At 53.6% G+C, this 1,361-nt stretch carries 1 protein-coding gene; it reads right to left on the reverse strand.

Annotated features, from left to right (window positions below):
- Positions 1 to 250: 250 nt before the first annotated feature.
- Positions 251 to 1,270 carry an IS110 family RNA-guided transposase gene (locus AC2D8P_RS16540; RefSeq protein ID WP_484703988.1) on the reverse strand — a complete coding sequence of 340 codons (1,020 nt, stop codon included), beginning with the start codon at positions 1,268 to 1,270 and terminating at the stop codon, positions 251 to 253.
- Positions 1,271 to 1,361 lie beyond the last annotated feature (91 nt).

Below are 1,361 nucleotides of genomic sequence, written 5' to 3' on the forward strand. Positions count from 1 at the left end.
TGTGTGGATGTCTCCTGCAAAGCAAGACTTTTTTCGAGGTGATAGGCAATTTGTCAGATACGGTCTTGTGTCCGGCCTGTTCGCGCGGAACTTAAGCCCGCTGGCCTTGATGGTTTCCGCTGATCAAGTCCCCATTCTCGCAGACGGACAGTTGTCGTCCTGGACAAAGCCCGGGGTATCTTGATGTCGCGGCTGACTTGTCCGCCATCACTTCATTGGTCTTGCTGTCTCCTTGTTTTTCTCTTTCGTTTCAAACCGTTCGTGCCGCGTAAGGTTCATTTCGCGAGAGCACAGCCCAGATAATGCGCGCGGTTTTGTTCGCCATAGCAATGGCGGCAAGTTTGGCAGGCTTTCGTTGCAATATATCGGCGAACCAAGGATCAAATCGCTCAGGATTTTCTCTGATCTGTTTCATGCGGGATGTCATGCCAACGACCATAAGCCGTCGAATGTATCGGTCGCCCATCTTTGATATGCGTCCCAAACGCTCTTTTCCGCCGGTCGATTTATTGATCGGCGTTAGCCCCAGCCAGGCCGACAAATCTCTACCACTTCGGAACTGTTTTCCACTCCCGACGGTCGCCACGATTGCAGATGCGGTGATCGGTCCAATACCCGGTATCGTTTCAAGCAAAGCTATACGCGGCTCGGATTTTGCTGCTGCAGCCATCCGGCGACCATACCAATTGACCCGTGCATGAAGGGTCAAAAGTTGTTCACTCAGGTCAATAATGACATCACACGCGGCTTGCGGCAGGTCGGGCAAATACCCCTCATGCGCACGCTTTGCGAACCGGACCGCATGCCCTACACCCTGAGCGAAGATAATCCCAAACTCTGCCAGCAAACCACGCAGCATGTTAATCGTTTGGGTCCTTTGCCGAACAATCAAATCCCGCGCGCGATGAATCGATAGAATAGCTTGTTGCTCAGGTGACTTGACCTCAACGAAGCGCATTGTTGGGCGGGTGACAGCTTCGCAAATCGCCTCTGCATCCGCCGCGTCGGACTTTCCACGCTTGACGTATGGCTTCACATAAACCGGCGCGATCAGCTTCACGACGTGGCCAAGTTTACTCAGTTCACGCGCCCAATAATGACTGGACCCACACGCCTCCATGCCAATCAGGCAAGGCTCGAGCTTCTGGAAAAAGGTAAACATCTGAGCGCGCCGCAAAGAGCGGTTAAATGCAACCGTCCCATCTGCCGTGATCCCGTGAACCTGAAAGACGTTCTTGGCCAAATCCAGGCCGATTGTGGTAACTTGCATTGGGTGGCTCCTCTCATAAGCAGTTCATGACAACTGCACTATGGCGCATTGCGACGCCGGTTGAAGCAGGAGCCATCCACCCCATCCCGCA

It is taken from the genome of Roseovarius sp. YIN77 (assembly GCF_057219155.1).

Bases quoted from the DNA above. Each gene is read 5' to 3' on its own strand.
- AC2D8P_RS16540 (WP_484703988.1), bottom strand. From the start codon at position 1,270: ATGCAAGTTACCACAATCGGCCTGGATTTGGCCAAGAACGTCTTTCAG.